A 20,165-nucleotide genomic window follows, 5' to 3' on the forward strand; every position below is an offset into this window, starting at 1 on the left:
GATCTCATATGAAAGCTTACCAAATTAAGATCGAATTAACTGGTTCAGATCCGTTAATTTGGAGAAGAGTGATCATGCCAGCCGGAGCGACATTTAACAGACTGCATGATGTCATTCAAACAGTTACTAATTTTGAAAGTGGTTACCCAAGGGAAGCTTTTCATCTTTTTGAGTTTGATCTAAGGGACGACAATATCCGTGTTACTAATAATGAGGAAGCTTATCAGGAACACCAACATTTCAAGAAAAATCGTAAAGCAATAGAAGAGAAGATGAAAGATGTACCTCGGGAATTTGCAGACTTTCAACAAGCACAGCTTGAAAACCTCAAAACGGTGATCAGAAAACCTACAGGTATTAAGATTGATACGTACATAGAAAGATATGGCGAACTTACTTACACTTATGATTTCGGTGATGATTGGCGGTTTTTAATAATGTTAGAAGAAGTCAAGGAAGATTATTACTATGGTTATCCAACACTGATTGATGGTGCCCAAACGGCTCCACCGGAAGATGTTGGTGGACTTCGGGGGTACTATGAGTTTCTTAACATTTATCATAATGCGAGTCACCCTGATCATGAACACATCAGAAATTGGGCTAAAGAGCAGTCATACAGAGAGTATGATGAAGAACATATCAACCGGATGCTCAAATTTATCAAGTACAAGAAAACAGAGTGGGAAAAAATAAATACAACTAACAACTCAAATACGTAGGACTGGGAGTTTATCACCCTGGTCCTAGTAATCTTTTATTTCTAATGTATTCCCTCTTTCGTGTATAAAAATTGACATATTTTCAAGGGTATGATATTAAAGAAATAGTAATTAGCACTCGATTGTGAAGAGTGCTAAACATGTTTACATATTATTTGTGAAGGAGAGGAACTGTAGTGGCGAAAAAAGAATTTCAAGCAGAATCAAAACAGCTTTTGGACATGATGATCAACTCAATATATTCTCAGCGTGAGGTGTTTTTGCGTGAGCTCATTTCCAACGCGAGTGATGCAATTGACAAAATATACTATAAAGCATTGACCGATGACTCGTTAAGTTTTGATCAAAGCAACTACTATATTAAACTAGCTACTGATAAAGAAAGTAGAACGTTGAAAGTAACGGATACTGGGATTGGTATGTCAAAAGAAGAACTGGAAGATAATCTGGGAACCATTGCAAGAAGTGGCTCATTAGCATTTAAAAAGGAAAATGAGAAGAAAGATGGCCATGATATTATTGGTCAATTTGGTGTTGGCTTTTATTCAGCGTTTATGGTTGCAGATGTTGTCACGGTAATCAGTAAGGAAATTGGCAGTGAAGAGGCATACAAGTGGGAATCTTCAGGTGCTGATGGGTATACCATTGAACCCTATCCAAAAGATGAAGTCGGCACAGAGATTATTTTAAAAGTAAAAGAGAATACAGAAGATGAAAAATATGATTCGTTTTTGGAAGAACAGGAGTTAAAAGAAATCATCAAAAAGTATTCAGACTTTATCCGATATCCAATCAAAATGGATGTTAGCGTAACAAAGCCGAAAGAAGATGATGAAAATGAGGAAGAGGAATATATCGAAGAACAGATCATTAACAGCATGGTTCCTATTTGGAAAAAGAATAAGAATGAGCTGACAACAGAAGACTATGATAATTTTTATATGGAAAAGCACTATGGATATGATAAACCGTTAAAGCATCTTCATATTAATGTGGATGGTACTGTACGCTATAATGCGATCCTATATATTCCTGAAAGTCTACCATACGATTATTATTCAAAGGAGTACGAAAAAGGGCTGGAGCTTTATTCCAATGGTGTTCTGATCATGGACAAATGTGCTGATCTGCTTCCGGATTATTTTGCCTTTATAAAAGGTATGGTTGATTCAGAAGACTTGTCTCTAAACATTTCAAGAGAGATGCTGCAGCATAATCGTCAATTGAAAATCATTGAAAAAAACATCCAGAAAAAAATTAAAAACCAATTGGAAAGCTTGTTGAAAAATGAGAGAGAAAAATACGAAACATTTTATAAATCTTTTGGAAGACAGCTGAAATTCGGTGTTTATAGTGATTTTGGAAGTAATAAAGATGTATTGAAAGACTTGCTACTATTTTATTCTTCCAAAGAAAAGAAAATGGTTACGCTAGAAGAATATGTATCGAGAATGCCGGAAGATCAAAAATATATTTATTATGCTTCTGGAGAGTCAATTGAACGAATAGAAAAGTTGCCTCAAACAGAGATGGTTACAGATAAAGGATATGAAATTCTTTTCTTTACCGATGAGGTGGATGAATTTGCGATTAGAATGCTGATGAACTACGACGGTAAAGAGTTCAAATCGGTGGCAAGCGGTGATCTTGGCATTGAGGAAGATGAAAACCAGGATACAGAAGCAGAAGAACACGATCATGAAGAAATTTTTGCTTATATGAAAAAGGCTTTATCAGATAAGGTAAAAGATGTTCGTGTTTCCAGACGCTTAAAGACACATCCTGTTTGTTTCTCAAGTGATGGCGATGTGACAGTTGAAATGGAAAAAATACTTAACAGTATGCCGGACAATCAAAATATTAAAGCTGATAAAGTACTGGAAATCAACACAAATCATCAGCTATTCCAGACATTGAAAGAAGCATATGAGAAAGATAATGAAAAATTAGACCTATACGCAAACCTTTTGTACAATCAGGCACTACTCATTGAAGGTCTACCTTTAGAAGACCCAGTTGAGTTTACGAATGATATGTGTAAAGTGATGGTGTGATCTAGGAAGTAGGAGGCAGTTATGAACTGCCTTCTTTTTTTGGCAGATAAGAAAGCATAAAACTTTCTCATCTGCATAAGTGCAACTAAGGCTTCCGCCATTAAGGCTTGGCGATAAGCCAAGTTTTCTAAGGGGGTGAAGTTTACACCTTGAAATCGGAATGGGGAATCGAGAAATTGGAAAATTCGTATCAGATCTCCTTTGTTGGTACTGGTGCAAACCTTATTGATGCTGCAACAAATGGTTTGGGACGAGTAGCTCAATTATGTGATATAACAGTGCCAGAAGTAACAATATTCAATTTTATACATCTTCCTTCCTAATACTTTTCAATTTAACTCTAGAAGAAAATTATACTTTCATGGCTAATAGTACAAAAACAATTCATTTTTACTGTTTCGACTCTTTTTTTAAAATAATTTATTATATATCTAGTAGGGATTCTTATAATGATTTATAATTAAAAAAGGAGAGTGAAACGCATGGAGGATAATAAAATCATTAATACAATTTTAAAGCAACAAAGTGAATTTCAAGAGGAATTTAGAAATGAGTTCAAGATTGTAAAAGATCAATTATATAGAAACGAAGAGCGCTTTGATAGTATTGATAAAAGGTTTCAAGGTATAGATAGTAGATTTGATGTTATGGATGAAAAGTTTCAAGATATAAATAGTAGGTTTAATGTTATCGATGAGAAGTTCCAAGGTATAGATAGTAGGTTTGATGTTATCGATGAAAAGTTCAAAGGTATAGATAATAGATTAGATATTATGGATGAGAAGTTTCAAGGTATAGATAGTAGGTTTGACGTTATGGATGAAAAGTTTCAAGGTGTAGATAATAGGTTTGACGTTATGGATGAAAAGTTTCAAGCTATAGATAGTAGATTAGATGTTATGGATGAAAAGTTCCAAGGTATAGATAGTAGGTTTAATGTTACCGATGAAAAGTTTCAAAGTATAGATAATAGATTAGGTGTTATGGATGAAAAGTTCCAAAGTATAGATAGAAGATTTGATGTTATGGATGAACGGTTTAGCGGTCTAGAAGGGAAAGTGGATTTGCTTACTTCACAAACAGCAACTGCGATCAAAACATTGTTCAATAAATTGGACAATATGAATGAAAAGTTGGATAAAAATATTGTAGCAAGATATGAAATTGACTTTGTTTCGGAAAAGATACAGTTTTTAGAAAAGGAAATTTTCAAACTTAAACAGTAGTAATACACAACTGTCAGCAAGAGTTACGCTGAACTTGCAGGCTTAGTTTTTTTTCGAACGGGATTAAAGAACTGTTAGAACTGGTGAGCATGATACTTCATGCATTGGTTCTAGCAGTTTTTTCGTTATGGGGTGCCTGTCACTTCCTGGGTTTTGGTGGACTTTGTTGAAGGGAGCGCAATTTGGGCATGTTCTGTTATACTTTTACTATATAGTTAATTTTTTGAATATTATTATAATGTGGAAGATTGGAAGCAGACAGATAAGTGGTCGATTTTATCTACAGCAAATGCTTTGCGAAGAATAGGTAAACCAGTTTGTTGTTATGTTTAACGAAAAAACAAACAGGAGAAATTAGATGCTTAGACAGGGTTGTTCAAGTAGAGCTATCACTGCTTGTGTAAACGGGGAAGATAATAGACGAACAAATTTTAAGCGGACTCCAGTGCACTTATTTGTGTCAAAAACCGTGATATGTGAGGTTGGGTGGACTCAGGGGATCTTATTCAATGAAAAAACTGCTATTACACCTGAAATTGTTATAAATAAGGTCCTCTGAGTCCGACAATAGCGATAACTATACATAATTATAGGAAATAAGATCCACTGAGTCCGTGAAAAGAATGATTATGCAGTGGTTTTCATTCAACTTTGGTTTAAAGAAAGAAAAATGGCTTGGACATCTCCCTAAGCCATTTTTTTACTGTTAATCACTGTTTTGCACCTCACAAGTGAACCCGTTAATTCTGTGTTGGTAGATTTATGTTATTGCGAATAGTTCGTCTATAGTAATGTTTATCGCTTTTTATCATAAATTAATTTATAGTTTATGATAGGTATTTCAATTTTAAGGGGATTACATGTTATGAAACGTTTCATTAAATGGGGTCTGCGGCTATCTATTTCTTTCTATGCACTTCTTCACTTTTTTACCTATTTTTATGAAGTGGAAATGTTATTAATTTTACTTTCGATCAGTGGCATCCTTATGTTATTGTTTGCGGCAATGATGTTTAAGGTTAGCCAATTTAAATTACCTCTCTTTTTATTTCTTGTTGGTGTAACGGTTTTAACTGTATCTGATGGTTCTGTTGTGAGTGGCATGTTCGATGGTTTTCTGCAAATGCGCAGTATCATCGGGTTACTAATTATCGTTCCCATGATCAGTTGGGTATTGCGGGACGAACCTTATATTGAAGAAATTATGGCTTTTGCACACAGAGGAATTGATACAAGTCGTAAATTTTATTTTGGGATTGTATCATTTACACAGATTATTTCTTACTTCTTGCTTTTTGGTTCGATACCAATGATGCATAAGTTCATTACGGTCATTTTGAAAAATCAAAAGGGAGAAGCGTGGGAAAATTTTAAAGGTACAGCGTTGCTACGTGCTTTTGCCCTGTCGACGTTATGGGTAATTAGTATTCCGAGTTTTATTTTTGCTGTTGAAACGATGGGTGCCACGTTGTGGATCGCGATACTACAAGGGTTTGGAATTGCTGTAATAGGAACTGTTATTGCAGTTATATTTTCTTATTTTCAGGAGAAAAAATACGGAGTCAATCTAACAGCTGCTATCCAAACGGAAATTGATACTGTTCTGCGTAGCTATTCAGATAAGGAAGAAATGAAGAAAAAAGTACAGGAGTTTCTGCTGCTGTTTGTTTCGTTATTTGGATCCATATTTCTATTGCACGCTATCTTTGGCGTGAATCTAATGATGATTATTCCTATTGTAGTTATCATTTGGACTGGTGTTTATTATCTCGTGAAAAAAAGAACAAAAAAGCTCATGTTTGAAGCAAAAAGATATGTTGCCGAGGATATGACAAAGCAGTCATACCAGCTAAGTGTTTTACTAGCAGCAGGTGTGCTGATCTTTGGGTTGAACCAAACGGGGTTTGCTACCATCGTTATAGATGGTGTGTATTATATACAGGAAATTTTTCCGCTTATAAACTTTTTGTATTTGCTACCGTTTATCGTTATTCTTCTAGGGTTCTTAGGATTAGGTCCACTTACTGTAATGGTATTGGTAGCAGGGTTACTAGGAAATATAGCATTACCGTTTCCGCCTGAGTTGATTGTTCTGGCCATTACATCTGGTAGTGTTATATCCATACTTTTATCACCGGTAATCATGCCTGTCATTGTGTTGAGTGCATCCAACGGGTTAGGGCTATTTAAAAACGGCGTACAATTTAACTACAAGTACGCGATTGTGTTTTATATTGTTGTGCAGATTTATGTACAGGTGATGGTGCAAGTCTGGTAGGATAATCTACTCTGGCTTCCTGAGTAAAAATCTCATCCAATGTTGAATAGACTAGATTAGATAAGATGCTTCGGGAAACCCTTTAATTAACCTTATCACATTTTCAATTCTATCTTTATTTTAGAGTCAAATCTCCATCAAGTATAGACTTGAATTCTTCTTATGCGCATGGAAGCATTTCCGTGTGCATTTTTTAATGGCGATATATATTCTATTTACTAATTATACTATCTCCCATTTTAAATTCAGAATAACCTTCTATCTAGCCACCCCAATAATGGTAACGAAGATTAAATCTAAATGCTATTAACTACCTAATCTTCTTTTACGAAACTGTTCGTCGTATAAGGAAGCTATAAAGATATTTGTCTGGATCCCCACTGCAATTTTTATATAAATCCCTTTTACCAATTCTATAATTTATTTTGGAGAACTTTAATTCTTACTCTTGATAAAATTTGGTTACATATTTTCCAAATTCAACTTAAGAAGATAAAATTCAATTTATGGGTAGTGAGCGATATTTTTGGCAAAATTAATTTAATCTTTTTAGGGAATAACTTATCCTCTTTTTTTAGTAACTACAACTTTTTTATGTAACGATTAGTTCTAATAAAAACACGTATTTAAGGCTACGAATTGGATAACTTAGCTAGACCCTAATTAAACCTAAATGTTCTGAAAGAATAAAAAAGTACTATTAACAGTGGTTATTTCCTTATTTTAATTTATTGGCATGAAAAGTGCATTAGTTATAGTGAGGTTTATTAAAGGAGGGATATATAATTTAGACCAACGAAAAAAAGTTGCTGTTTAAAAGCAGGGAGGGATTGTGAACGACCCCAGTATATTTAGAATTAATAATGGTTAGTGAAATTATTTAGGATTGGTTTTCTAAATATTAATTTACTAGGAGGGATTAGATGGATTTTTTTGGAGTTGCATTATCAAACTGGATGATTGGAGCTACCATGGCAATTTTTATAGGTGTTTATTTCTTAGTAATAGAAATTATTAATAAAAGGGAGGAGAAATAATTATGGTGATTTCAGTTTTAGTTCTATATATGCTTGTTGTAATTGGAATTGGATATTATATGAAATCTAAAATTTATAATAACACAGATTATTTAGCTGCTGGTGGTAAATTAGGTGTATGGGTTGGTGGGGCGACGCTGGCTGCGACACAAATGAGTGCTGGTACAGCAATAGGGACTGTTGGATTTCACTATCAAGTTGGATATAATTTTGCGTGGATTTGGCTTGGGATTTGGGCTTCTTGGGTGATCATGTCTCTTTATATTGCACCAAAAATGAAAGCGTTTTTTAATTCACACAAAGCATTAACTATACCAGACCTTCTAGGAACTCGTTATGAGAGTAACTCCCTGCGAGTTATTTCTGTCATAATACTAATGGTTTGTTTTGGAATGACCATAGTAGCAGAATTAGTAGGGGGGTCCTATTTGTTAAATGTAGTTTTTAATGTCCCTGAAACTGCTGGAGTATTAATTATTGCATCTGTATTTATTTTGTATACAGTGATGGGTGGTTTATTTGCAATTGCATATACTGATCTACTACAGATGATTATATTTACAGTAGGATTTGCAATTGCAGTACCATTCGCCGTGTCGAATGCAGGGGGGTTTACGGCTCTAAATACAGCACTATCAAACATTGATCCAGGATTAGTGTCTAATGGTATGCCAACAAGTACTTTATTAGCTGTAGGTATTTCCTTCTTTATTATGATGATTGGTTACCCAATTATCGCTATTAGATTTTACTCTTTAAAGGACAATAAAACAATCAGAAGAGCAGTTGGGTTAGCGTTTATATTTCAAGCTATCATAGCTATATCTGTTGCGGTTCTTGGTGTAAGTGCTCGAGTTATTTTTCCTGGCCTTGCAACTCCGGATTTAGCTAGTCCAACTATTGCAATGCAGTTATTACCACCAGTTTTGGGTGGATTATTACTTGCCGCAATCTTAGCTGCGATTCAATCCACAGTAAGTGCAATCTTACTAATGTTAAGTAGTGGAATATCTCACGACATTATTAATAAAGTAATGAAGAAAGAGCTAACAGAACAGCAACAATTGAAGATTACAAGGATTGCAGTTTTAGTAATGGGGATTATACCAATTCCATTTGCTCTAAATCCTGTTCCGCTTATCCAACAAATTTGGATTAATGCTGCGGCTCTAATAGGTTCATCGTTCGCTGTTTCAATTTTGCTAGGTTTATGCTGGAAACGTGCAACAGCGCCTGGGGCAATCACATCCATGGTAGGTGGAATAGGAATTGCTAGTATTTGGCTAGCTATTGGAAATCCATTTGGTATTGATGCTGTATATATTAGTATACCTGTCAGCTTGTGTGGAATGCTTTTTGTTAGTTTGTTGACAAAGCCAGTTTCCAATGAGGCTCTTTCACCATTCTTTAAAGATGTTGAAGTTACTAAATCTAAAGAAACCATTGCTAATTAATTTAAAGGATATATACCCAAGGGGAGGGATTATTCATGTCTGGAAAGGAAATGGATGAATTATTATTTAAGTCAATAGAAGAGATCGGTCAATTGTACAGGAAAAAAGAAGTTTCACCATACGAAATTACAAAAGCTACTATAGAACGATTGAATACATTAGAGCCTAAGTTAAATGCATTTATTACAGTTCTCTCAGAAGAAGCATTAATTCAGGCAAAAAAAGCTGAAGATACTTTCGTCAAAGGTGTGGAAGTTGGGAAACTATATGGGATTCCTGTATCACTTAAGGATATTTTTGATACTAAAGGAATACGCACATCACTCGGTTCTAAAATTATGAAGGATTATGTTCCAACAGAAAATTCCCATGTTTATGATGCTTTTTCAAAAGCGGGTGCTATCATAGTTGGGAAAAATAATATGCTTGAATTTGCTTATGGATCAGTACACCCTGAATATGGACAGTGTAATAATCCATGGGATATTAATCGAACTGCAGGAGGATCAAGTTCGGGATCTGCGTCTTCTATTGCAGCGGGAATTGGCTTTGCTTCCATTGGAACGGATACAGGGGGATCAATTCGACTGCCATCATCATTTTGTGGTGTTGTAGGTTTAAAGCCCACATATGAAACAGTGTCTCGTAGGGGGCTGTTCAATCTATCTCATTCTTTGGATCACATTGGACCGATAACTAGAACAGTTCGTGATAATGCAATTGTGTTAGAAGGCATTTCTACTAATCAAATTAACTATGATTCAGTATTTACTGAATCTATTAAAGGGATGAAAATAGGTGTTATTCGTTCATTTATTGATTCTAACACGCATTCAGAAGTTGAAGAACTAGTAGCTTCAGCTGTAGAAAAACTTACAGAATTAGGTGGAAATGTAGTTGATGTTAAAATACCAGGGATTGAAACTTTTAACGATATAGGATTTCCAATTTTAATGTCAGAAGGTTCCTACCATCATAGGGATTGGTATCCAAAATGGGCTGAAGATTATGCTGAAGGAACTCAGATTGTTTTAAAAGAAGGATTTAGCGTTTCAGCAGTTACGTATTTAGAAGCTGTTGAAAAGAAAAAGGAGTTTAGGGAAAAGTTAGTTGATCTATTCGAAAATTTTGACGTATTGGTGAGTCCGACATCTCCTAGTCCAGCAACGAAGAATGACCCTTCCTTTGAGGATACTACTTACGATTATCTTCAAAGGACAATGCCGTTTAATATTTCTGGTAATCCAGCTATAACTGTTCCAGCAGGACTTACACCGTCTGAAAACTTACCGGTGGGACTTCAGTTCATCGGACGACACTATGATGAATCTACCCTTTATCGAGTTGCAGATGCTTTTCAATTAAATTCAGGAGGATACAGACATCCACTAATTTATTGATAGGACTAAAAAATTTTTTGAGTGTTCATAACAAAGAATTTCCTTATTAATTATGAGAGAAATTTAAGGTTAGAAATAATGGCACTATTTAAAAAGTTAGTTATAAGCAGGATATATTAATATTGAGGGAATATTAGGAAAATATTATTTTAGAACAACTTTCTTCGTTTAATTTAAAAACTCATGGAGGTGTAAGAAATGGCAAAACCTATTCATATTGCTGCTGTAGGTGATATTACTCTTTCACAGAAAATAAGTGAGGATTTAGATAGGAATTTATGGGACTCCGCAGACGTTCGCATTGGAAACTTAGAATCGCCCTTGGTGGGGAAGTTTGGCCCTCCTGCAGATAAGCAATTTCGTTTACACCAGAGAGTTGAGGCTGGCGAATGGTTAAAAGATTTGAATCCAACTGCAGTGTCTATAGCAAATAATCACACAATGGATTGGGGAAGCGAGGGACTGTATCAGACACAAAAAGAGTTGGACAGAATTGGTGTAAAACATTCAGGAGGAGGTAGAGATATTGATGAAGCTATACAACCCGCACTTCTGAATGTTGGAAATCATAGAATTGCTTTTCTATCTTGGGCTACAACACTTGCCCCAGGATTCCAAGCAATGAAAACGAGGCCTGGTATAGCAGGAGTTAGAGTTAAATCTTCTTATGAGCTAGAACCAAGCCTTGATTTAGAACAGCCAGGAACAGCTCCATGGATTAAATCCCTACCTTTTGAAGAAGATTTATCATTACTTGATAAAGTTATAGAAAAGGCTTATCAAGAAGTAGATTTTGTGATATTGGCTTTACATTGGGGAGTCCCACCTCAATGGTGTACCCCTTACCAGGGATTAATCGCAGAATATCAGCCAATATTGGCTCAGCGTGCTGCAAAAGCAGGTGCAGATTTAATTCTTGGGCATCATGCACACGCTCCATATGGTATGGAATCATTTATAGGTAAACACGAAAAAGAAGTACCTGTTTTTTATAGTCTCGGAAACTACATTTCACATTACGAATATTCGAAGGTAGGTTTGGATGTGTCTTCAAGTACTATTCAATTTCCACCAAGCCTGCCGGAAAATCGACAAACTAGTATAGCCGATATAAAGTTACTCCCTGCTAAGGGGAGGCTTGAAATTGAGATGGTAAAGGTTCAACCAGCAATATTAAGTGATATTGGTGAAGCTATAGTAACAAATAAAGAAAAATCCTTCGAAATAGCAAATCGATTACATGAATTTACAAATTTACGTGGGACATCAACGGTTATTGAAGAAAATAATCTTGTCTGGAAAAACACTAGGAAATAAAATTATAGGTGAAAAAGTGAAATATCTAATTAGGATAGTACAATTGATATTTTAAAATTAGAGGGAGGGATTATTCATGTCTGAAAAGAAATTGGATGAATTATTGTTTAAGTCAATAGAAGAGATTGGTCAATTGTACAGGAATAAGGAAGTTTCACCATATGAAATTACAAAAGCTACTATAGAACGATTGAATACATTAGAGCCTAAGTTAAATGCATTTATTACAGTTCTTTCAGAAGAGGCATTAAGTCAGGCAAAAAAAGCCGAAGATGCATTTCTGAAAAATAAGGAAGTTGGGAAACTATATGGGATTCCTGTATCTTTAAAGGATATTTTTGACACCAAGGGAATACGGACATCGTTAGGTTCTAGAATTATGAGGGATTATGTTCCAAATAAAAATTCTCATGTGTATGATGCTTTTTTAAAAGCAGGTGCCATCGTAGTAGGGAAAAATAATATGCTTGAATTTGCTTATGGATCAGTACACCCTGATTATGGTCAGTGTAATAATCCTTGGGATATTAATCATACTGCAGGAGGATCAAGTTCGGGATCTGCGTCGTCTGTAGCAGCGGGAATTGGATTTGCATCCATTGGAACGGATACAGGTGGATCGATAAGAGTACCATCGTCTTTCTGTGGGATTGTTGGTTTAAAGCCAACCTATAATGCTGTACCAAGAGAAGGTGTGTTTCCATTATCTAATTCACTAGATCATGTAGGGCCGATGACTAGAACTGTTCGTGATAATGTTATAGTTTTAGAACATATCACGTCTAAAAAATTTAACTATGAATCGATTTTTAGCAATACACTTAATGGCGTTAGAGTGGGGGTAGTTCGGTCATTAACAGATTCTATCCATCATACAGAGGTGAAACAACTAATTGATAAAGCTATATTACGAATTAAAGATTTAGGCGCTGATGTAATAGATGTCAGTATTCCTGGTATTGAAATAATTGAGCGAGCTGCAATGCCAATACTTTTAGCAGAAGCTACTTCTTATCATACAAAATGGGAAGATAGAACAAGTGATTACGCTGAAGGAACCTATAAAAATTTAAAAGAGGGCTATAATGTTTCTGCTTTAAGTTATTTAGAATCTTTGCAAATAAAGAATAGTTTTACGGCATCTATATATGAGGCATTTAATCAAGTGGACATTTTACTTTGTCCGACAGTACCCTATCCGGCAACCGAAAAAGATCCATCCTTTAAAGATGGAGATATTGATATTTCACAAAGAACCATCCCTTTTAATATGAGTGGAAATCCTGCATTATCAATTTCTGCTGGAAACACATCAGAAAATATGCCGGTTGGCCTACAAATTGTTGGCAAACATCATGATGAAGGAGTTGTCTATCAAGTTGCAAATGCCTTTCAGGTGGCAACGGGAGGATATAATAAACCAAAACTGTAATAACCATTCAGGTAGAATGAAAATGGATATTTTTACAGTTTTAGAAACGGATTGGTGAAAATAACAATTCGTACTCAAAACAATTTTTAGTAGAATGATATTTTTTAGGATGGTGGAAGGGGAAATGACCAATCAATTGAAGGGGAAATCTGCGATTATAACAGGAGCTGGTTCGGGGATAGGAAAAGGAATAGCACAAGCTTTTGTTGATGCTGAGGCATCTGTAATTCTTGTTGATATTAATCAGAAGAAGTTAGTCGATACCAAAAAAGATTTAGAAGCAATTAATAGTAAAGTTAGTGTATATACGTTTACTGCCGATTTAAGTAAGAGTAGTAGCTATAAAGAAGTAGTAGAGGAATCAGTTCACAAATTAGGAACAGTTGATATATTAGTGAATTGTGCAGGTATTTATCCATCTACACCAGCATTAGATATCACCGAGGACGAATGGGATCAGTTGTTTGATCTAAATTTAAAAGGTTATTTTTTCTTGTGTCAGAATGTGGCGAAACAAATGGTGAAACAAGACACAGGTGGAAGTATTATAAATATTACTTCTACTGCTAGCGAAGTAGCTCGACCAGGTGTAGCACATTATTGTGCTTCAAAATCGGGTGTAAAAATGATGACGCAAGTTCTGGCGTTAGAGTGGGCTGAATATGGGATACGTATTAATGCTCTAGGCCCAGGATTAGTCGAAACTGATACACTATTAAACACGCTTTCGACGGAGAAGGCTAAACAAGAACATGTAGAGAAGCTGTCATATTGCCCAATGGGTCGCACTGCACTAACTGAAGAAATTGCTAGTGGTGTTTTGTTCTTTGCATCAGATAGTTCCATGTACGCTACGGGTCAGACGTTATTTATTGATGGCGGTTATTCTGCTGGTAGGTTTTTTAAAAACAAAAATAAATAGGGGGAGTAAAATGAACAATATCTATTCATTCATAAAAGACCGTGAGCAAAGTATGCTACAAACACTTCGTTTTTTAGTGGAGATGGAATCCCCGTCAAATAGTAAATCACTGAATGATGCACTAGGTTTTGAACTCTCAAAACTATTTGAAGAACTGGTGGGCGGTTCAGTTATCAAAATTACTAATAAAACGTATGGAGACCACTATCGTGCTGAATGGGGACAAGGTGACACACAGATTCTTATACTTACACACTTTGACACAGTTTGGCCTGAACAAACAATAGAAAGGAAGCCTTTTGAAATTAAAGAGGGTAAAGTATATGGGCCAGGGGTATTTGATATGAAAGGAGGTATTACTCAAGGTTTATACGCTCTTAAAGCATTATCAGAATTAAAAGAAGAAGTAGGTTGTAAGGTTGTTTTCTTGTTTACTTCAGACGAAGAAGTTGGGAGCCCTACTTCTCAAACGTTAATTGAAGATGAGGCGAAGAAAAGTAAATTCGTTCTGGTTTTAGAGCCAGGAATGTCAACAACCGGTTCGCTTAAAACTTCTAGAAAAGGTGTTGGCATTTTTCAATTACAGGTTAAAGGCAAACCTTCTCATTCAGGATTAGATCCTTATAGTGGCCGTAGTGCAATAGAAGAATTAGCTCACCAAACGCTATATCTTCATAATTTATCAGACTTTGAAACTGGAACAACTGTTAATGTCGGTGTCGTCAATGGTGGAACAACCTCAAATGTAATTGCCGCTGAAGCGAATGCAGATATTGATTTGAGAGTTAAGACCAAGGAAGAATTCGATCGAGTCGAACCCTTAATTAAAGGTTTGAAGACTCAAGTAGATGGTACTTCTTTATCAGTGTCTGGTGGGATTAATCGACCTCCACTTGAAAAGACAGAGGATGTTCATCAATTATTTCAGATAGCTAAGAAACTAGCGAAAAACCACATGAACTACAATTTAACCGAGAAAGAAACAGGTGGTGGAAGTGATGGTAATTTCTCAGCACCTCTTGCTCCAACTTTAGATGGTTTAGGGGCTGTTGGAGATGGTGCACACGCTGAACATGAGCACCTTGTAATTTCGGAAATGTCAACTCGTAGTACCTTGCTAGCTCTCTTAATTCGAGAACTATCATTTAATTAAAAATAGTAGGAAAGTGTATGCCTAAGTGAATTAAACTATAGTAGGCGCTGGTGCAATTTGTGGAGTAATTGGCGCCTTTCTTAAAAAAGCAGGAGAGTATGTTGAATTTGTTGATACTGCACTCATGTAATTACTATGCAAGAGAAAGGGCTGACTATAAAATAAGATCAAAACAGTTTTAATGTTCCGGTTTCTGCGTGGGTGGATGTAGTGTTATTGTCTGTAAATTCATAAAATAATAGAGAAGCAACAAGTCAGGTTAGGCCAAAACTTAAATAAAATTCCGTTGTACTTTTGGGGTTTGTAAATTTTTAAACAGTCTAAGCTTTAATGAGATATAATACATTTCTAATTAGCTTAAAAAACACTAAGTCTACCATCTGTTCTTTTATCATATACCAATGTGGATGAGAAAGTTATCCGGCAAATAAAAAATAGATGTCGATAACTAGGAAGGAGTCAATGTATGAAAACAGTACAAAAACTAACATCATTTGAAAATAAGCTATTAAAAAATGTATCTAAAGATCAACTAATGGAGTTTACTGAAGAAATCTCTAAAGAGGTAAGACTATCAGGGTCTGTGGAAGAGTCTAGAGCATTTGAATACGCAAGAAGTCAGTTAGAAAGCTTTGGTCTTGAGACAGAACTACTTTTTAGTGATGGATATATTAGTCTTCCAGGAAGTGCATCACTTCAAGTTAATAACAAAGATTTTGACTGTATAACTCATTCTATGGCGATACCAGTGAATAATTTGGAATCAACAATCGTCGATATAGGGAGTGGTTCAGATGAAGAATATCAAAAAAATTACGTTAAAGGGAAAGTAGTACTTATTGATGGGTTAGCAACACCAGCGGGGGTTCAAAAAGCTGCTTCATACCAAGCGGTTGCTGCAGTTTTTATTAATGCAAAATATACACATGAAATGATTGTCTCACCTGTATGGGGGACTCCTATTCCGGAAAATGCCTCGTACCTTCCGAGTATTCCCGTAGTCTCGATTAATTATGATAACGGGAAATCAATTCGGAAACAAGTTAAGGAAGGGAAAAATGATTGTAGGATATCAACCGAAGTAGACACTGGTTTTCGTTCGATTCCAACCTTAGTGGCAGAAATAAAAGGAAATGAAGAACCTGAAAAGTATGTCATGTTAAGTGGTCATATTGACTCTTGGCATTATGGTGTCATGGACAACGGCACTGCTAACGCTGTTATGTTAGAAGTAGCAAGAATTCTTTCAAAATACAATGGTAAATTAAAGCGTACCCTGCGGTTGGCATTTTGGTCTGGACATTCACATGGTCGTTATGCGGGTTCAGCATGGTATTGTGATACTCACTGGGAAGATTTAAATGATAACTGTGTGCTGCATGTCAATATTGATTCTGTAGGTGCCAAGGATTCTACGGTTTTAACTGAATCTAATTGTATGAGAGAAACACAGGGTCTGGCTAAGGAAGTAATTGGTACGCTAACGGGAGAAAAATTTGAAGGATCTCGTTATGGACGTGCTGGGGATCAGTCATTTTGGGGAACAGGGACACCATCTGTTTTTATGGGATTATCAGAACAAGAGCCTTCCAATGAACCTGCAGCCGCGGCATTTGGGCAACTATTTGGTGGTGGAAAAACTGGTGGATTTGGTTGGTGGTGGCATACAACTGAAGATACTCTAGATAAAATAGATCCTGATTACTTAAAGCGAGATTGTGAGATTTATTTAACACTTGTTTATCGGCTGCTAACCTATTCGATTCTTCCAATTAATCAGTTAGAAGGAGTAATTGAAATTGAAGAGGGATTAATTGAATGGCAAACAAAATCTCAAGATGTATTTAATCTAAGTGTGTCCTTAGATAGAGTTGATCACCTGAAAAACATTGTCACGGAATTCCAGGAAGTAATTCATAATCTGGAATATGAAGACAGTAAAAAGATTTCAATGGCTAATGAAACACTAATGGAGTTATCGAGAATTTTAGTTCCTTTAAATTATGTAAAAGGAAATGTCTTTGATCATGATTTTGCACTGAAGCAACCTGTTATTCCTAAACTCACTCAACTGGATGACCTAATTCATTCAGAGGTGAATACTGAAGAATTTGGTTTTATCTATAATTCTTTAATTAGGAAGCGAAATGAAGTTAACTTTGCTTTGAAAAAAGCGATCTATGTAGTTAAAGAAGCTCTCAATAATTTAAAATGAGGGGATGTATCTTAAATGCCGGGACTTTTTGATCCAATCCAAATAAAAGAATTAGAAATTAAAAATAGAGTGATGATGTCATCGATGTGCCAATATCAAGTTAAAAATCTTGATGGAACACCTGAAGACTGGCATTTTGTACATTATGCCTCTAGAGCGATTGGTGGAACGGGATTAGTATTTTTTGAAATGACCAATACAGAACCAAGAGGACGAATAACTGAAAACTGTCTTGGAATTTGGTCTGAGAAACAGATCCCTTTCTACCAACGGATCACTGATTATTGTCATAAATTTGGTGCAAAGGTTGGGCTGCAAATAGCACATGCTGGTAGGAAGTCGGTTATAGAAGGTGGAGATATTGTTGCCCCTTCATCAGTTCCATTTTCTGATAAATCCCCTACTCCAAGAGAACTTGAGTTAAGGGAAATTAATGATATCATTGAAGGATTTGGTAAATCAACAGCGTTAGCTGTTAAGTCGGGATTTGATGTCATTGAACTGCATGGTGCACATGGTTACTTACTTCATCAATTTATGTCTCCAGCTAGTAATTATCGAAGGGACGAATTTGGGGAGTTTAGTAAATTTCCAGTAGATGTAATTAGCAGTGTAAAAGAAAATATGCCACCAGAAATGCCACTAATTATGCGTTTGTCTGCTATAGAATATCGTGAAGGAGGTTATGGATTTGACCACATATTAAAACTCATTCCCTCTTTTTTGGAAGCTGGTGTTGATGTTATTGATATAAGTACTGGTGGAGATGGTCCTGTAAAGCCACCTCACATTTATCCGGCTTTTCAAGTGAATTTTGCAGAGAAAGTAAAGCAAACTTTTAAGATTCCAGTTATTAATGTTGGAAAATTAGAAACACCAGAAGTAGCTGAAGCGGTTATTCGAAATGGTCAAGCAGATATGGTTGCAATCGGTAAAGGAATGCTACGTAATCCATACTGGGCTAAAGAAGCGGCGATTTGTTTGGGAAACCAATTGCTGCTACCGGGTGAATATAACTTAGGTTTTCCATAAAAAGTGTTTTGTGATGCTGTTTTCTTCATGGATAAAATTAAATTCCAGATTTATAACTAAGGATAAATATGGTATTAATAGAATTTTATGGAGGTCGTCTGGGAAAGCGGGTGCTTTTAACCTTAATTCTATTTCCCAAAACAAAAACACAGAGGAATCGAGAAGAAGCACTAAGTCTTTCTTTTAAGAATGTAATAAAAAGTAGATAAAAGGGATACTCCTCCCTTTAACTAATAAATGAATAAAAAGAAATGAGGGATCATATGGAAAACGAGGTAACTAAAGCTGTTGAAAATCTAAAAGATGATATTGTAAGTTTCTTACAGGAACTAATTCAGATTCCTTCTGAAAACCCTATAGGAAGGTATGAGGAAGTTAGTGATTTTCTAGAGAATAGATTATTAGAATGGGGATTTGAAGTAGAAGTGATTGATGTCCCCGAAAAAGAGGTTTCCAGTGCAGGGCTAACAACCCCTCGAAAAAATGTCATTGCAACTATTAAAGGTGATCAAGAAGGTCGTCATATATTCTTTAATGCACATACTGATACAGTACCTGCAGGAGATCCATCTTATTGGAGTTATCCACCGTTTTCTGGTGAAATTGCTGATGGAAGAGTTTATGGGAGAGGAGCAACAGATTCTAAAGGTAGGTTGACAGCATATATTATGGCTGTCCTGGCATTAAAAAGGTCAAATCTCTCCTTCCACGGAAAAGTATCGATTGTAGCAACATGTGATGAAGAAACAGGTGGTGTTTTAGGTGCTGGTTATGTAGCAAATAATAAATTAGTTGATGGAGACATGGTTATTGTAGAAGGGTATAGTAACCAAATTGTCAGGGCAATGGCTGGAGTATTGCAATTAAAAATACAAACAGAGGGAATTCCAGCACATGCTGGGTTCAAATGGAAAGGGTTAAATGCAATTGAGAAAATGGCAAAAGTTATTCAGGGTCTGACCAAATTGCAACAGGAACTTAAAGAGGAAACTTCATCAATTAGAGGCATGAAATATACTACAGTTAACATTGGGGTTATTGAAGGGGGAACCAAAATAAATGTTGTTCCAGGCACTAGCCAAATAGAAGTGGATTTTCGAATTATCCCAGAGCATTCACTAGATGAAATTTATAATAGGGTGTTATCAACAATAGAAAAACTTAAAAATGACGATCCAGAAATAAAAGTTAAAGTTGAAAGAATTACAAGTTTTGAAACTGATCCAACTGTAACGAAAGAAGATTCCCCGTTAATTACCCAGATCCAAAATGCTTGTAAAGAAGTTACAGGAAAGTCATTACCTGTGGTTGGGATGTTAGGGCAATCTGACGCCCGTTGGTTTATACAAAATGGAATACCAGGAATCAATTTTGGACCTGGAACAAATGATAATAATCTTCATGGATATGACGAATTTATGGATATTGATGATCTGGTACAAACAACTAAAATATTAGCGGTGTTAATTAAAAATTATGTTGGAAAGAATGTTGATAATGAAAAAAAAATTTAAAGTTGTTTTCTTATTAGGAATTGTTTTTTAGGGGAATAGATAATGACATATAATAATTAGATCGGTTAAAAAGTAATATAAAAGGATGCAGGTGTTATGTTTGTCTCTAAAGGTGAAGGCATTCCTACAATGATGAGAAATAGCTTAAGGCATTAGAAAGAAGGAAAATTGATATTCAGGTGCAAGAGCTGGTGATCAGCCATATATAAGCATCAGAGGAATTTATCAATGGCACAGAAAATAATGAAACACGTTGGGAAATGGATAGATTATTACACGTAACTAACTGTTAGAATAAATAATTAATGAAAAAGGGTGATCTAAAGGGTTTTTAATAGAGGATTCGTATGATTTACCCTTTTATTTCTGTTAGAGAAATAAAAAATTCCCTTTCATTACCGTTAACTTA

Annotated in this window: 15 protein-coding genes; all 15 read left to right on the forward strand. The window is 35.5% G+C overall.

The genetic code is table 11. The features are described 5' to 3' along the window. Nucleotides 1–8 precede the first annotated feature (8 nt). Nucleotides 9–722 (forward strand): plasmid pRiA4b ORF-3 family protein, encoded by a 714-nt coding sequence (locus ACFQ3N_RS03145; RefSeq protein ID WP_390359452.1) that lies wholly within the window; start codon nucleotides 9–11, stop codon nucleotides 720–722. 176 nt (nucleotides 723–898) lie between these two features. Next, nucleotides 899–2,776, forward strand: coding sequence for a molecular chaperone HtpG (gene htpG, locus ACFQ3N_RS03150; protein ID WP_390359454.1), 1,878 nt, complete (start codon nucleotides 899–901; stop codon nucleotides 2,774–2,776). A gap of 149 nt (nucleotides 2,777–2,925) precedes the next feature. After that, entirely contained in the window at nucleotides 2,926–3,099 is a 174-nt protein-coding gene (locus tag ACFQ3N_RS03155; protein ID WP_390359456.1) for a hypothetical protein, read from the forward strand. A 159-nt stretch (nucleotides 3,100–3,258) separates the two neighbouring features. After that, complete coding sequence (locus ACFQ3N_RS03160) at nucleotides 3,259–4,002, forward strand: hypothetical protein (RefSeq protein ID WP_390359458.1); 744 nt, start codon at nucleotides 3,259–3,261, stop codon at nucleotides 4,000–4,002. A gap of 865 nt (nucleotides 4,003–4,867) precedes the next feature. After that, nucleotides 4,868–6,280, forward strand: coding sequence for a hypothetical protein (locus ACFQ3N_RS03165; RefSeq protein ID WP_390359460.1), 1,413 nt, complete (start codon nucleotides 4,868–4,870; stop codon nucleotides 6,278–6,280). A gap of 1,039 nt (nucleotides 6,281–7,319) precedes the next feature. Then, nucleotides 7,320–8,771 carry a sodium:solute symporter family protein gene (locus tag ACFQ3N_RS03170; RefSeq protein ID WP_390359462.1) on the forward strand — a complete coding sequence of 484 codons (1,452 nt, stop codon included), beginning with the start codon at nucleotides 7,320–7,322 and terminating at the stop codon, nucleotides 8,769–8,771. A 35-nt stretch (nucleotides 8,772–8,806) separates the two neighbouring features. Further along, a complete protein-coding gene (locus ACFQ3N_RS03175; RefSeq protein WP_390359464.1) occupies nucleotides 8,807–10,171 on the forward strand; it encodes an amidase in 1,365 nt (454 codons plus the stop codon). 198 nt (nucleotides 10,172–10,369) lie between these two features. Further along, nucleotides 10,370–11,488, forward strand: coding sequence for a CapA family protein (locus tag ACFQ3N_RS03180; protein WP_390359466.1), 1,119 nt, complete (start codon nucleotides 10,370–10,372; stop codon nucleotides 11,486–11,488). Nucleotides 11,489–11,564: 76 nt separating this feature from the next. Continuing rightward, a complete protein-coding gene (locus ACFQ3N_RS03185) occupies nucleotides 11,565–12,920 on the forward strand; it encodes an amidase (protein ID WP_390359468.1) in 1,356 nt (451 codons plus the stop codon). A 124-nt stretch (nucleotides 12,921–13,044) separates the two neighbouring features. Continuing rightward, nucleotides 13,045–13,842 (forward strand): SDR family NAD(P)-dependent oxidoreductase, encoded by a 798-nt coding sequence (locus tag ACFQ3N_RS03190; protein ID WP_390359470.1) that lies wholly within the window; start codon nucleotides 13,045–13,047, stop codon nucleotides 13,840–13,842. A gap of 10 nt (nucleotides 13,843–13,852) precedes the next feature. Next, entirely contained in the window at nucleotides 13,853–14,995 is a 1,143-nt protein-coding gene (locus tag ACFQ3N_RS03195) for a M20 family metallopeptidase (protein WP_390359472.1), read from the forward strand. Nucleotides 14,996–15,032: 37 nt separating this feature from the next. Further along, nucleotides 15,033–15,125 carry a hypothetical protein gene (locus ACFQ3N_RS03200; RefSeq protein WP_390359785.1) on the forward strand — a complete coding sequence of 31 codons (93 nt, stop codon included), beginning with the start codon at nucleotides 15,033–15,035 and terminating at the stop codon, nucleotides 15,123–15,125. Between the two features lie 336 nt (nucleotides 15,126–15,461). Beyond that, the gene (locus tag ACFQ3N_RS03205; protein WP_390359474.1) at nucleotides 15,462–17,210 is read left to right on the forward strand and encodes a M28 family peptidase; all 1,749 of its coding nucleotides are present in this window, start codon (nucleotides 15,462–15,464) and stop codon (nucleotides 17,208–17,210) included. Between the two features lie 15 nt (nucleotides 17,211–17,225). Next, entirely contained in the window at nucleotides 17,226–18,242 is a 1,017-nt protein-coding gene (locus ACFQ3N_RS03210; RefSeq protein ID WP_390359476.1) for an NADH:flavin oxidoreductase/NADH oxidase, read from the forward strand. A gap of 263 nt (nucleotides 18,243–18,505) precedes the next feature. Beyond that, complete coding sequence (locus ACFQ3N_RS03215; RefSeq protein ID WP_390359477.1) at nucleotides 18,506–19,756, forward strand: M20 family metallopeptidase; 1,251 nt, start codon at nucleotides 18,506–18,508, stop codon at nucleotides 19,754–19,756. Nucleotides 19,757–20,165 lie beyond the last annotated feature (409 nt).

The organism is Virgibacillus byunsanensis, from assembly GCF_042675965.1.
Lineage (GTDB): Bacteria > Bacillota > Bacilli > Bacillales > Amphibacillaceae > Virgibacillus_R > Virgibacillus_R byunsanensis.